This is a genomic window from Alteromonas sp. DYW1 (genome assembly GCF_059752595.1).
The window spans coordinates 3,459,405-3,472,116 of sequence record NZ_CM186038.1 but is presented as its reverse complement, the minus strand read 5'-3'; the positions used below and the strand labels follow the sequence as shown (position 1 = coordinate 3,472,116).

Below are 12,712 nucleotides of genomic sequence, written 5' to 3'. Positions count from 1 at the left end.
GTTAGCTCAAACTCAGCTGCGCAACTTTTTCGAACATGGCTTCAACGTTTTCTCCAGTCTTGGCACTGGTGTAAAAAATTGCTGCGAATTGCTCAGCTTGCAAATTGACATGATCGGTATCCCAATGCCATGCTTCCGCCAGGTCGCACTTGTTTACGACCATAATGGCTGGGATATTGGTATGTTCTTGAACCATATCCAGAATTTCCATGCCTTCTACTAAGGATTGTGCGCGGCTTCGATCCATTACGATGAAAACAGCGCTAGCACCCCGGAGGTAACGAGGTTTAAAACCACAATAGCGGTCAATGCCTTCCAGGTCCCATAGCATGAGCTGCACGTCGGTATCATTGACACGGATTTGCTTTTTATCGATTTTGACACCGATCGTTGTGAGATACTTTTCGGAGAAAAAGCCTTCAACGAATTGGCGAACGAGGCTGGTCTTGCCGACGCCGGTAGCGCCTAGTATACAGACCTTCTTTTGTAACATACCCCTCCTTGGTTCACGGTGTAGACTTGTTATCAGCGTACATCAAGTTAAACATGACACGACGTGTCGCCACAGCGTCATCAGACAAATTGATTTCTCCGATCCCGGTGGCAAATAATTGGCTTACCGGAATGCCTTGATTGATCAACGCGGCTTTTACGGCGTTTGCGCGCGCTAAACTGAGGCGCAAGTTAGTACTTGATGCACCGGTTGAATCGCTCGCCCCAATGATAATTAGATTAGCACTTAAGTTTAAATTTTGCGCAGTTTTTAAAGCGTCTTTCAGAATTCTAGTCAAGGCAATAATGTTGTCCATTGCTAATAGATTAAGCTCGGCATCGCCGCTATCAAATTCAATGTTCACGCGAGAGATTTCACCCACGAGTTGTTCAAACAGTTGACGTTGGATCGCGGGCTGATCGCTGGCTTGTAGACTCACTTCAGCTAATCGTACTTGGCTGCGATCCAGCGGTATAGTGTTGATCCCCGGAAGTGCCGCTAGGGCAGCATTAAATTGCTGCATATCCTGCCAATTCAAATCACCCGAGAGTGTTACTTTAAGATCCTCAACTATTTCGACCTGTGGGAAGCGACGTAAAAGCTTTAATAGTTTGCGTTTAACAATCACGGGTTCTAAAGAAATAAATGATTGTTCGCGAAAAATGACATCATTAGAGGTTAGTCCATGGGTAGCGACCCAGTCTTTTAAACTGTCGCTCTCAGCATCGCGCAACACGGTCACTTCGTACTTTCCCTTAGGTCCATCGACGATCTTAGTGATCAACACGCCGGGTTCTTGATTTAAGGTGAGCAGCGACTGATAAACTTGGTGCGATTGCCACGCAGAGTACCCCCAGTAAAGCAAGGCAAATAAAATGGCGCAGAACGCAGCCCAGCCAAACCAGGGTATTTTGTTCTTTTTCTCATATTCAGGTTTCACTTGCGCCGCAAGATTCTCGCGCAACTGAATATCTGTGACCTCGAAGGGTAAAGTATCACCGTTAAAATGTTGTAATTCCTCACGATGCACACTATGAATATTATCCAGTAATTCTTGCAGGCGTGCGCGCACATCGTGCGGCACAATCCCGGTTACGGCTGCAACCAATAGGGCGTGAGGACTTGAGGAAATTAGCAGAGTGAAATCGTCAGTTTTGACTTCATCCAGTTGCCGCTCGGAATTTTCTTTAGAAAAAGAGTCCGCGACAAATTCGTTAATGGCCGAGAGCATCGACGATACTAGGTCGGCATCAGCGTCAGCTTCAACATTGGCTGATACTGATTTAAGTAAGAGTCCAGTTTCACGATGGATCAGCAGCAACTGCTCAATCTTGTAGACGTAGGTTTGCCCGGCGACAAACTGGGAATATTTAACGCCGGCTTGCCATGCTTGAAAACGCCACTTCAGACCCTTGGGTGACAAAGCATTTTCAATAATATCGTTAGTACGCTCGATAAATTGAGATAAGAACGCGCTGACCGATTTACGCACCAAACTACCCACGAGCGGGTATAAAATACTTATAAATTGCTCGCTATGGTTTGCCACGGATTTTTCAACGGTTTTTTCAACCATTGGCGATACAACATGTTGAATGGAGTTATCCGCTTTTTGTCTATCATGCAGTGCCTGAACTAACACATCTCCAACCAACTTCCTTGAATGAGGCTTTAAGGCTGCAAGTAAGTGCTTACCATCTTTCCCTAGGATAATCTGGCGAAGATGTTCAAGTTCATCACTGTCACGTTCTGAAGCGGTTTTATCGGAATCCGATTGTAACGACATGTAGGGCTACTCGTCGCTTTCGTCTGTCTCTAGATTGATTGCCATTGTGGCCAGGAGTTTCGCCAACGTTTTACGATCAGTTTTTGATGTCGTTAGCTCCTGTGTTACTTGCGCTAATTTGGCCATGGCTTCTTCATAACGGCTATTAAAATGTTCGGTAAGTTTGCGAACTTCTTTATCGAGTCGGTCGTGTAATTGCTCAGCATCCTCTTTAGCGGAAGTTTCCGCCATCTCTAGTTCAGATGATAAGCGATCGGCATAGGTATTAAGCTCATCACTTTTTTGCTGGTGACTTTGATCGACAGTTGATAGTTGTTGCTGTAAGTCTGCGGCAGTTTTTTCGATAGTCGCGTGCAACGCTTTCACGTGTTCAGACATGGCGCTTTGCAATTCAGCGAAAGAGCTCTGCATATTACGATCGAGATTGGCAATCTTATCTTCAATTTCACGACGCGCAGCGCCAAAAACAATCTCTCGGAGCTGATGAAGCTCGTCGTTACTTCCTTGCGGCTCATCTGTTGCGGGCTTTTTAGTTTTTTCAGCCATGTGCATTTCCTCATTGCAAGCGCAAACACTTGTCTGAAATATATACTTTTTTTTAACATTTGCACACTTTGTGTACAGATTGAGAGGCCGTTGATTGGATTAAGTCTGCACTTCTGGCAGGAAATTAGGTAAACTCACGCTTATACCAAATAATTATTATAAAGCTGTAACCGATACCCTTTTCGGTTCATCGCGATAGATAGAGGGCTGCGTTTGACTTCTCACAATGTATCTCAAACTACCACGCCAAAGAATGGTGGGTGGTTTAATCGCTTTTTGGCTACCGTTGAATGGTTGGGGAACTTGCTCCCCCACCCGATAACGTTGTTTGCCTTGTTAGCGTGTTTCATCGTTTTATTAAGCGGGTTGTTGGGCTTCATCGATTACGGTGTTGCGGATCCGCGTCCATTGGGCGCTGCTGGCCGCGATCCTGATGGCATGATAGAAGTCATCTCACTCCTTAATGCAGAAGGCTTGCAACGCATCGTGACGAATTTGGTCACCAACTTTACTGGTTTTGCACCATTAGGTACGGTACTGGTCGCCTTGCTTGGGGTTTCTGTTGCTGAGCACAGTGGTTTGCTATCGACTGCCATGCGGGCTTTGGTTATGAATGCCTCCAAACGTGCGGTTACTGTTACGATTGTGTTTGCTGGGATAATTTCGAATACCGCTTCAGAACTGGGTTACGTTGTGCTCATTCCGCTTGCAGCCATGATCTTTCATTCCCTTGGCCGCCACCCGCTGGCAGGACTTGCAGCTGCCTTTGCCGGCGTTTCGGGGGGCTATAGCGCCAACCTGTTGCTCGGCACTGTTGACCCGCTACTATCGGGGATCACCGAAGCCGCCTCCCATATGCTTGATCCGGGTTACGTGGTTGGACCGGAGGTGAACTGGTACTTTATGTTCATTAGTACCTTTGCGGTTGCCTTTATGGGCGCTTTTGTCACCGAAAAAATTGTTGAACCCCGCTTAGGCAAATACGATCCATCAGAAGCGTCTATTGATCTTGGCGAGCAGAAAATGGAGGCGCCGACTGAGCAGGAGCGTAAGGCCTTACGTTGGGCCGGCGTGGCATTTGTTTTAATGTGTAGCCTGCTGGCACTGACCATCGTACCTGAAAATGGAATTTTGCGTCATCCGGAAACCGGTGAGGTTGCAGGGTCACCATTTTTACGGGGCATTGTCGCGTTTATTTTCATCACTTTTGCCGTACCGGGATTTGTTTACGGTCGCGTTGCTGGGACGATGAAAAATGATAAAGACATCATCAATGCCATGTCGAAAAGTATGGGGTCTATGGGTCTGTACATTACCTTGGTCTTCTTTGCTGCGCAGTTCGTTGCTTTCTTCAAATGGACCAATTTAGGTACGGTATTGGCGGTGCAAGGCGCGACCTTGTTGCAGACCCTTGGTTTAGATGGGCCAGAGGTATTCATTTTATTTATTATCATGTGTGGCATCGTTAACTTGTCGCTAGGCAGCGCTTCCGCACAGTGGGCTGTAACGGCACCGATTTTCGTTCCCATGTTAATGTTGATTGGTTTTGCTCCCGAAGTGATCCAAGCGGCCTATCGGATTGGCGATTCGGTGACGAACGTGATTTCACCCATGATGAGTTACTTTGGTCTGATCCTCGCAATAGCTGCACGCTATAAAAAGGACTTGGGCATGGGTACGTTAATCGCCACGATGTTGCCTTACTCAATGGTATTCATTGTTGGCTGGACGATACTCTTTTATGTATGGGTGTTTGTATTTGGTATGCCCGTCGGTCCCGGGGCCGCAACCTATTACACCCCGTAACAAAATGTCACTTGCGATTGCGAGTGTGATAAGTCTAAATTAGGGTTAGCTGCGTACTGTGGTTAACCCTTTTTATTAAGTTGCATTATGAAGTATCAATCGAATACCGGATTTTCTCACCGCCAACACGATAAGATTGGTGTATTGATTACCAATCTTGGCACCCCAGAAGCACCCACGAAGCAAGCATTACGACCCTATCTGAAAGAGTTTTTATCGGATCCGCGTGTAGTTGAAGTACCGCGCTTAATTTGGTGGTTTGTACTCAACGGGATTATTCTTAACATTCGGCCAAAGCGCTCAGCACATGCATACAGTACCGTTTGGTCTGAGCAGGGTTCCCCCTTGATGGTACATACCAAGAACCAGTGTGCAGCGCTCAACGAGCGTTGTCGAGAAGCGTTCGGTGAGGATGTGGTGGTGGATTTTGCCATGCGCTATGGGCAGCCAAGTATTAGTCAAGCCATCACTCGTATGCAGGCACAAGGCGTACGTAAGCTTCTGGTGCTTCCGCTCTATCCGCAATACTGCGCTTCCACCACCGGCTCTACCTTCGACGCAATTGCTGATTGCTTTAAGCAGAGCCGCTGGCTGCCCGACTTTCGCTTTGTTAGCCACTATCATGATGATACGCGTTACATAACCGCTCTCGCCGATAAGATCAAAGCGCATTGGCAGCAGCACGGCCGCGCGGATAAGTTGATCATGTCGTATCATGGGATCCCGAAGCGCTACCTACTGAATGGCGATCCTTATCATTGTGAGTGCCACAAAACATCGCGTTTATTGGCAGAACATTTGGGTCTCGAGCAAAGTGAATATATGACCACATTCCAATCACGTTTTGGGCGCGAAGAATGGTTAAAGCCCTACACCGACCACACCCTCCAAGCTCTGCCGGAACAAGGGGTGAAATCTGTGCAAGTGGTGTGCCCAGGCTTTTCTTCTGATTGCCTCGAGACGATCGAAGAGATTGGTGTTGAAAATCGTGACTATTTTCTCACCGCTGGAGGCGAGCGTTACGAATACATTGCTGCGTTGAACAGTGACCCTACGCATATTGATGTGTTATTTTCGCTGGTCAAAGAAAACTTGCATGCGTGGCAAGTGGGCGATGATTACACACTGCGCGCGAAATTGGCTGCAGAATTAGGGGCAGAACGCTAATGGATACTCAGCAATTGACACCCAAAATAGATGATAATCCACAAGGTATGGCTCCCAAGGAACTGCGCAAAGCGCAGGATATAGCAAATTTACTCGACACTGCGGTGAGAATTCCCGTTGTCGGTATTCCGGTTGGCTTGGATTTCCTGATCGGCTTAATTCCCGGTGTGGGTGATGCAACCATGGTATTAGCAGCCTTGCGGATTGTTCATTTAGGGCGAAAGTTAGGTGCCCCTGAACATATCCAAAGTAAAATGCTACGCAACGTTTTAGTGGATTTTGGGCTTGGTTTTATTCCCATTGTCGGTGACGTGGTCGATCTGTTTTACAAAGCCAACCGCAAAAATGTGCAACTACTCGAACGCTGGTGGATTGAGTCCCATAAGTCAGAGGTTGACAGCAATACAGCAAAGAAATTAGCCGAGTGGGAGAAAAAAATGGAAGAGTTGGATAAGTAAGTGCTTACTGACTCTTTGTTAAGAGAAACTCTCGAAGCGATTTATCTTGATGTAGGTGGTAAAATCGCTAGCCTAGAGGGTGAAGTTGCCAATTACATCCCGGCATTAGCCAATGCTCCCGTCGACGCCTTTGCCATGTCGGTATGCACGACAAACGGTCAACGCTTCAGTGTCGGCCAGTGTGAACATCGCTTTACCATTCAATCGATCTCCAAAATTATGACATTAACGTTAGCATTGCAACGCTATGGCGATGACCTTTGGCAACGCGTCGGCAAAGAGCCATCAGGTACAGCGTTTAATTCGTTAACCCAGTTAGAGTTTGAGCAGGGTAAACCGCGCAATCCGTTTATTAATGCTGGGGCAATTGTCACTTGTGATGCACTGTATTCGCGGTTATCAGCTCCCATTCACCACATGCTAGAAACGTTAAGAGAGCTATCGGGTAATCCAAAATTGGTTATTGATTTGATGGTGGCTCGTAGTGAATACGAACATCGCTACCGTAATGCGGCGATGGCTAATTTAATGAAGTCCTTCGGTAACTTCGACAATGCTGTTGACGATGTATTAAAAACCTATTTCTCATTTTGTGCTATCGAAATGAACACTACTGAGCTGGCCACCGCATTTAGTTTTCTCGCCAATAAAGGCAAGGACGCACTGACCCAAAAAGAAGTGGTATCGGCAAAACAGAACGCACAATTAAACTCATTGTTATTCACCAGTGGTTTGTACGATGCCAGTGGCGATTTTGCTTATCGGGTTGGTATGCCAGGAAAATCTGGTGTGGGTGGGGCGATAGTTGCATTTGTGCCAAACCAATTCAGCATTGCAGTATGGTCACCTAAACTAAATCGTTATGGCAATTCAAGTGCTGGGATCTATGCACTGGAGCAGTTCGCCAGCCGTTTGTCTCTGCAATTGTTTTAAAAATCAAACCTCTATTTGCTGACCCTACGTATATAGCTGTTAATTTTCATTGATCTATAAACTGGCAAAGTAGCTAGTAATTCTTATTAATACATAAACATTCCGAATAAAAATTGCTCAGAGAGTGGGTTTAACTGCTAGGGTTTATAACATCGAAATTTTTTATGCCATACGTTCGTATGGTTCGGATTAAATTGCTAGGGAGTATGAATGAAAGCATCTGATTTGTTTGTCAAAGCACTAGAAGCTGAAGGGGTTGAATATGTTTTCGGGATCCCCGGTGAGGAAAATCTAGACTTACTTGAATCCCTGCGCCATTCATCAATCAAGCTTATTCTAACTCGGCATGAGCAAGGGGCCGGCTTTATGGCAGCAACCTATGGGCGTTTAACCGGAAAGGTTGGCGTTTGTTTGTCGACCTTGGGGCCCGGTGCTACCAATTTAGTCACCCCAGCAGCATACGCCCAACTTGGAGCTATGCCGATGTTGATGATCACTGGACAAAAACCAATTAAAACCAGCAAGCAAGGGCGCTTTCAGGTGATCGATGTGGTTGACATGATGCGACCGATAACGAAATACACTACGCAGGTGGTCAGTGGCGATCGTATTCCCTCAGTGGTACGCGAAGCGTTCAGATTGGCTCACGAGGAACGCCCGGGTGCAGTACATATTGAATTGCCAGAGGACATTGCAGCAGAGGCCACTAAGGCTCCACTGATTAAGCCCAGTGTGGCACGTCGGCCGATTGCTGAATACAAGGCTATCAATCGGGCAATTGAAATGATTGAGCAGGCAACGTCACCCGTGTTAATGATTGGCGCCGGCGCTAATCGTAAACTGACCTCCAAAATGCTCCGGGAATTTGTGTCGAAAACGGGTATCCCGTTTATTACCACCCAAATGGGGAAAGGGGTAATCGATGAAACCGATCCGTTATTTATGGGTAATACTGCATTGTCCGATGGCGACTTTGTGCATCGGGTAATTAATCGCGCTGATCTTATTATTAATGTGGGCCACGATGTCGTCGAGAAACCACCGTTTTTTATGCATGACGATGGTAAACAAGTGATCCACATAAACTTTGATTCAGCTGCCGTTGACCCCGTCTATTTCCCTCAATTGGAAGTTATTGGTGATATCGCGAATAGCATCTGGCAAATCAAAGAAGGGATAACCCCGCAAAGTGATTGGAAACTGGATTTTTATCGCGATGTACATGATGCCTATGTCAGTCATCGTCAAGAGAGTGAAAAAGATGACCGCTTTCCAATTTTGCCCGAGCGTTTTGTTAAAATTGTCCGCGAGGCTATGCCTAAAGATGGCATCGTAACGCTCGATAATGGTGTTTATAAAATTTGGTTTGCGCGCAATTATCCCGCTTATTTTCCGAATACCTTACTGCTGGATAATGCCTTAGCCACGATGGGCGCGGGACTGCCATCAGCAATGGCCGCTAAACTAGTGCATCCGGATAAACCGGTTGTCACGGTATGTGGTGACGGCGGCTTTATGATGAATAGCCAAGAGCTAGAGACCGCAGTGCGATTGAACTTGCATATTGTGGTAATGATTTTGCGTGATGATGCGTACGGCATGATCAAATGGAAGCAAGCCCACATGAGTTTTGATGAGTTTGGCTTGGACTACGGCAATCCGGATTTTGTTAAATATGTTGAGTCCTACGGTGGTAAAGGCTGGCGCGTATCCAGTTCTGATGAGCTTGGGCCTTTGTTGACTCGCTGCTTAAGCGAACCGGCGGTGCATTTAATCGATGTTCCCGTTGATTATAGCCTGAATGATCAAACACTAAATAAAACCATCAAAGAATTGAGCAAAGAATTATAAGGAGTGTGTATGTCGAGCTTACAAAAAGCCTATCCGTATTATTTAGCCAGCAAACCGGTGTTCGCTAACCAAGATTTGAAAGTGACCAATAAATATACGGGAGATGTCGCTACGACAGTCGCGATGGCGAACGCTGATGTCATCGACAAAGCCATAGCGGCTGCTGAAAAAGCGCAAGAAGCAATGACAGCCATGCGTCCCTATGAGCGTCAACAAGTGCTTAATCATTGTGTGCAACGCTTTACTGAGCGAGCGGAAGAACTGGCGTATGCGTTGTGTATTGAAGCGGGCAAACCGATTAAGGATTCCAGAGGTGAAGTGACGCGCTTGATTGATACGTTCCGAATTGCAGCCGAGGAGGCTGTGCGCATCAATGGTGAGGTAACCAACTTAGAAATTACTGAGCGGGCGAAAGGCTACACTGGAATGTACAAACATGTGCCGATTGGTCCGTGCTCATTCATTTCGCCTTTTAATTTCCCCCTGAACTTGGCCGCGCATAAAGTCGCGCCGGCGATTGCAGCGGGTTGCACTTTTGTGCTCAAACCGGCCTCGCGTACGCCTTTAGGGGCAATTATCATGGGGGAAGTATTGGCAGAAACTGCACTGCCTGAAGGCGCGTTTTCGATCTTGCCATGTTCGCGTGACGGGGCTGATCTATTTACCACCGATGATCGCTTCAAGTTACTCAGTTTTACCGGTTCGCCGGATGTCGGTTGGGATCTAAAAGCGCGCGCTGGGAAAAAACCAGTGGTGCTTGAGCTGGGCGGCAATGCTGCCTGTGTGGTCGATGCTGATGCCGACCTCGACGATGCCATTGAGCGCATTGTATTTGGTGCTTACTATCAATCTGGACAAAGCTGCATCAGTGTCCAGCGCATTCTTGTTCATGACAGCATTTATGCTGAGTTTAAGGCTCGTTATGTAGAGAAAGTGGCTAACTTGGTGCATGGTGACCCGCTGGAAGAATCGACGTTTATTGGGCCAATGATTGCAGAGTCAGAAGCTGAGCGTTTGGAACAGTGGATCAATCAAGCCGTAGATGCTGGCGCGAGCTTACTTTGCGGCGGTAAGCGTACGGGGGCGATGCTGGAGGCTACGATCCTTGAGGACGCGCCGCGCGAGGCTAAGGTTAATGCAGAGGAGGCTTTCGGGCCGGTTTCCATTATCAGTCGCTTCAGTGATTATGATGAAGCGCTAGAGCGCGTTAATGACAGTCAGTTTGGCCTACAAGCGGGGGTATTTACCCGCGATATCTATAAAGCACATAAAGCTTGGGACAAACTGCATGTCGGTGGCGTTGTTATTGGCGACGTACCAAGCTGGCGGGTTGACAATATGCCTTACGGTGGGGTCAAGGAATCTGGACTTGGACGCGAAGGTATTCGCTATGCTATTGCCGATATGACCGAAATCCGCTTAATGGTATTACGCAACCCTAATCCGTAATCGATAATGGGCTGCTCATATAGCAGCCCTGCTTCATGCACTACATGGCGCTGTAGGTAAGATAGGCGAGCGCCGCATAGCGCGCAGTTTTGCCAATGGCGACCAGCAGAATGAAAATAGCAAAGCGGATCCGCAGCATTCCTGCGATCAGAGTAATAGGATCCCCTATTACGGGCACCCAAGCGAAGCACAACGCAATCAAACCGTATTGGTCGAAACGTCGTTGCGCGTTTGCAATCGCGGCATCGTCTACACGCAGCCAGCGTTTGGCTGCACTTTCACTTAACCAGCGGCCAACAAAATAATTGATTACTGAGCCCAAGGTATTGCCAAAGGAAGCAATAATAATAACTGCTAGGTAAGGCTCACTGGCCAGCAGCAAACTAACGAAGATGGCTTCACTACCGAAGGGAAGGATCGTCGCTGCGAGCAGAGCACTGAGAAATAATCCCGGCAGGCCAAGTTGCGCGAGCAATTCTGTCATTTTAAACGCTACGGCAACTTGAACCTACCGCTATTTGCATTGTGGTTACTTAGGGCGGTGTAACGCACAAATTTTATTGCCCGACGGATCGCGCAGATACGCTAGGAACAGCGACATTTTGCCATTACTACGTAGTCCGGGAGGGTCCTCACACTCGGTGCCACCGTGCTCAAGACCCGTCTTATGCCACTGTTCGACCAGCTCTGGCGAAGCGGCCGCAAAACCGATGGTGCTGCCATTGCCGTGACAAGCCGGTTCGCCGTCTATCGGCTTGGTAAGGGCGAATACACCTTTTTCGGTCATATAAAAGCAACGCCCTTTTTCATCGATAACCCCTGGCTTGATACCCAATTCACCCAAAATTGCATCATAAAAGCGCTTAGACTCCTCGACATCGTTTGCGCCGAGCATGACATGACTAAACATACGGTTCTCCTAAAATTAACCAATCCATAATGTAGCGCTGCTAGCGCAGCAGGTTAACTGATTATTGCGAATAGATATGTATTCTCTAATTCGATGAATTAAGCTTGGTATGCATATCGACGCAGAGTTTCTAATGGGATGATATCGAGGGCTGTTTGATTAACAGCGGCGAGCACGACTGGCGGTGCAACGCCCGCAGACTCTGCTTCTAGCCAACGAGAGGCGCACAAACACCATTTATCGCCAGCTTTTAATCCTGGAAAGCTGAACTGTGGATTGGGCGTGATTAGGTCGTTTCCCCGTTGCAAAGAGAATTGTAAAAACTCATCAGTCATCACTGCACATACGCTGTGATTACCGAAATCACTAGCGGGGACGTAACAAAATCCTTCCCGGGTAAAGCCGGTATTGCCACAACATAACTGTAAAGGTTTACCCAACACATTGCGTGCATTTGCCATAAACTAAACTTCCTTTGGGATCTCACGTATAAGCATGACGTATTTGTAGTCACTTGTTAATTCAATTTTATGCTGGATAAAAGCCAACTCAGTGCCCCTCTATCACATAGCTCGACCTTATCTACAGAAGAAGTCGCTAAATTCGACGCAATGGCGCGGGAGTGGTGGGACCCACAGGGAAAATTTAAAACTGCGCTAGAGTTTAATCGGGCGCGCTTGGCTTGGTTTGAAGGCCAAATTCAAGCGCATTTTGCGCGGCAAGCAAAACACTCAAATTACCTGACCGGACTTGATATCCTCGATGTCGGCTGTGGCGGCGGTTTGGTATCTGAAACACTCGCAGTTCGGGGCGCTAATGTAACCGGCATTGATGCCAGTGCGGTTAGCATCGAAGTTGCGCGCAGTCATGCGCGACAATCTCAGTTAACCATTGATTACCGGCATCAGCTAAGTCACGACTTGGTAGCAGAGAATGCGCAGTTCGATGTAGTGATCAATGCTGAAGTTGTTGAACATGTGCCTGATCAAGAGCAATTGATCTCGGAGTGTTGCCAGTTAGTAAAGCCCGGTGGTTTACTGCTCCTAGCAACGCTGAACCGCACATTTAAAAGCTATGTCATTGCCATTCTGGGGGCAGAGTACGTCATGCGTTACCTTCCGCGCGGCACCCACGCTTGGCGTTGGTTCGTAAAGCCTTCAGAACTCCAGCACATGGCTGAGTCAGCTGGACTTCATTTGCATGCGGAAACTGGGATGCGCTACAGACTGTTTGCTCAGCAATGGGTAGAAAGTCATAGTACGGCGGTGAATTACGCTCAGGCGTATGTTAAACCTGAGCGTTAGTTGCCGGGT

At 47.4% G+C, this 12,712-nt stretch carries 13 protein-coding genes; 7 read left to right on the top strand and 6 right to left on the bottom strand.

Annotation, left to right across the window (positions count from 1 at the left end; genetic code table 11):
• Position 1 precedes the first annotated feature (1 nt).
• From AC121Z_RS15785 to AC121Z_RS15775, 3 genes are read right to left on the bottom strand one after another with little or no spacing between them, the layout of a single operon-like run.
• Entirely contained in the window at positions 2–493 is a 492-nt protein-coding gene (locus AC121Z_RS15785; protein ID WP_498125217.1) for a Rab family GTPase, read from the bottom strand.
• 13 nt (positions 494–506) lie between these two features.
• Positions 507–2,279 carry an OmpA family protein gene (locus AC121Z_RS15780; RefSeq protein ID WP_498125216.1) on the bottom strand — a complete coding sequence of 591 codons (1,773 nt, stop codon included), beginning with the start codon at positions 2,277–2,279 and terminating at the stop codon, positions 507–509.
• Between the two features lie 6 nt (positions 2,280–2,285).
• Positions 2,286–2,825, bottom strand: coding sequence for a hypothetical protein (locus AC121Z_RS15775; RefSeq protein ID WP_498125214.1), 540 nt, complete (start codon positions 2,823–2,825; stop codon positions 2,286–2,288).
• 213 nt (positions 2,826–3,038) lie between these two features.
• On the opposite strand from AC121Z_RS15775, the gene AC121Z_RS15770 reads away from it, so the two are divergent.
• The 6 genes from AC121Z_RS15770 (at position 3,039) to AC121Z_RS15745 (ending at position 10,489) form a co-directional block, all read left to right on the top strand.
• A complete protein-coding gene (locus AC121Z_RS15770) occupies positions 3,039–4,631 on the top strand; it encodes an AbgT family transporter (protein WP_498125212.1) in 1,593 nt (530 codons plus the stop codon).
• A gap of 87 nt (positions 4,632–4,718) precedes the next feature.
• Positions 4,719–5,798, top strand: a complete 1,080-nt coding sequence (hemH, locus tag AC121Z_RS15765; protein WP_498125211.1) for a ferrochelatase — start codon at positions 4,719–4,721, stop codon at positions 5,796–5,798.
• Positions 5,798–6,256: a DUF4112 domain-containing protein gene (locus AC121Z_RS15760; RefSeq protein ID WP_498125209.1), complete on the top strand. Its 459-nt coding sequence runs from the start codon at positions 5,798–5,800 to the stop codon at positions 6,254–6,256. Before hemH ends, AC121Z_RS15760 begins: the two co-directional genes overlap by 1 nt.
• A gap of 15 nt (positions 6,257–6,271) precedes the next feature.
• Entirely contained in the window at positions 6,272–7,189 is a 918-nt protein-coding gene (gene glsB, locus AC121Z_RS15755; RefSeq protein ID WP_498128281.1) for a glutaminase B, read from the top strand.
• Positions 7,190–7,399: 210 nt separating this feature from the next.
• Positions 7,400–9,040: an acetolactate synthase large subunit gene (locus tag AC121Z_RS15750; protein ID WP_498125207.1), complete on the top strand. Its 1,641-nt coding sequence runs from the start codon at positions 7,400–7,402 to the stop codon at positions 9,038–9,040.
• 9 nt (positions 9,041–9,049) lie between these two features.
• The gene (locus AC121Z_RS15745; RefSeq protein ID WP_498125205.1) at positions 9,050–10,489 is read left to right on the top strand and encodes an aldehyde dehydrogenase family protein; all 1,440 of its coding nucleotides are present in this window, start codon (positions 9,050–9,052) and stop codon (positions 10,487–10,489) included.
• 40 nt (positions 10,490–10,529) lie between these two features.
• Here AC121Z_RS15745 and AC121Z_RS15740 read toward each other — a convergent pair whose 3' ends face one another.
• The 3 genes from AC121Z_RS15740 to AC121Z_RS15730 form a co-directional block, all read right to left on the bottom strand.
• Positions 10,530–10,973: a YqaA family protein gene (locus tag AC121Z_RS15740; RefSeq protein ID WP_498125203.1), complete on the bottom strand. Its 444-nt coding sequence runs from the start codon at positions 10,971–10,973 to the stop codon at positions 10,530–10,532.
• Positions 10,974–11,018: 45 nt separating this feature from the next.
• Positions 11,019–11,399 (bottom strand): VOC family protein, encoded by a 381-nt coding sequence (locus AC121Z_RS15735; protein ID WP_498125201.1) that lies wholly within the window; start codon positions 11,397–11,399, stop codon positions 11,019–11,021.
• Between the two features lie 98 nt (positions 11,400–11,497).
• The gene (locus AC121Z_RS15730) at positions 11,498–11,860 is read right to left on the bottom strand and encodes a DUF2237 family protein (protein WP_498125199.1); all 363 of its coding nucleotides are present in this window, start codon (positions 11,858–11,860) and stop codon (positions 11,498–11,500) included.
• Between the two features lie 69 nt (positions 11,861–11,929).
• Between AC121Z_RS15730 and ubiG the strand changes: the two genes are divergently transcribed.
• Positions 11,930–12,703, top strand: coding sequence for a bifunctional 2-polyprenyl-6-hydroxyphenol methylase/3-demethylubiquinol 3-O-methyltransferase UbiG (gene ubiG, locus AC121Z_RS15725; protein ID WP_498125197.1), 774 nt, complete (start codon positions 11,930–11,932; stop codon positions 12,701–12,703).
• Positions 12,704–12,712 lie beyond the last annotated feature (9 nt).

What these genes read in the sequence shown, in the direction of transcription:
- AC121Z_RS15775 (WP_498125214.1), bottom strand. Translation starts at nt 2,825, where the DNA reads ATGGCTGAAAAAACTAAAAAGCCCGCAACAGATGAGCCGCAAGGAAGT.
- AC121Z_RS15760 (WP_498125209.1), top strand. Translation starts at nt 5,798, where the DNA reads ATGGATACTCAGCAATTGACACCCAAAATAGATGATAATCCACAAGGT.
- AC121Z_RS15735 (WP_498125201.1), bottom strand. Translation starts at nt 11,399, where the DNA reads ATGTTTAGTCATGTCATGCTCGGCGCAAACGATGTCGAGGAGTCTAAG.
- AC121Z_RS15745 (WP_498125205.1), top strand. Translation starts at nt 9,050, where the DNA reads ATGTCGAGCTTACAAAAAGCCTATCCGTATTATTTAGCCAGCAAACCG.
- ubiG (WP_498125197.1), top strand. Translation starts at nt 11,930, where the DNA reads ATGCTGGATAAAAGCCAACTCAGTGCCCCTCTATCACATAGCTCGACC.
- AC121Z_RS15730 (WP_498125199.1), bottom strand. Translation starts at nt 11,860, where the DNA reads ATGGCAAATGCACGCAATGTGTTGGGTAAACCTTTACAGTTATGTTGT.
- AC121Z_RS15785 (WP_498125217.1), bottom strand. Translation starts at nt 493, where the DNA reads ATGTTACAAAAGAAGGTCTGTATACTAGGCGCTACCGGCGTCGGCAAG.
- AC121Z_RS15750 (WP_498125207.1), top strand. Translation starts at nt 7,400, where the DNA reads ATGAAAGCATCTGATTTGTTTGTCAAAGCACTAGAAGCTGAAGGGGTT.
- AC121Z_RS15780 (WP_498125216.1), bottom strand. Translation starts at nt 2,279, where the DNA reads ATGTCGTTACAATCGGATTCCGATAAAACCGCTTCAGAACGTGACAGT.
- AC121Z_RS15740 (WP_498125203.1), bottom strand. Translation starts at nt 10,973, where the DNA reads ATGACAGAATTGCTCGCGCAACTTGGCCTGCCGGGATTATTTCTCAGT.
- hemH (WP_498125211.1), top strand. Translation starts at nt 4,719, where the DNA reads ATGAAGTATCAATCGAATACCGGATTTTCTCACCGCCAACACGATAAG.